The sequence below is a fragment of the Pseudomonas sp. 2822-17 genome, from assembly GCF_002742485.1.
Lineage (GTDB): Bacteria > Pseudomonadota > Gammaproteobacteria > Pseudomonadales > Pseudomonadaceae > Aquipseudomonas > Aquipseudomonas cyclaminis.
In genome coordinates, this window is the sequence record NZ_LJRZ01000838.1 from 1 (window position 1) to 237 (window position 237).

At 38.8% G+C, this 237-nt stretch carries 1 pseudogene; it reads left to right on the forward strand.

The features are described 5' to 3' along the window. Positions 1-38: 38 nt before the first annotated feature. A pseudogene (locus AOA60_RS33595) lies at positions 39-237 on the forward strand (carbohydrate ABC transporter permease); the annotation flags it as partial.

Here is a 237-nt window from a genome sequence, read left to right on the forward strand (position 1 = left end):
CGATTATCTTTCCGCCGAAGTGGATCCCAGATACGATCATGTGGGAAAATTTTGCACTTGCTTGGAACTCAGGTCCATTCCTTCAATATTTTTTTAATAGTGTCATTGTCTCTATTAGTATTCTGCTTATTCAATTCATGACAATCATCCCTGCAGCATACGCATTTGCTCGCTATAAGTTTAAAGGAAGTTCTCTTCTATTTGGGCTTACGATGATTACGTTAATGATCCCAGCAC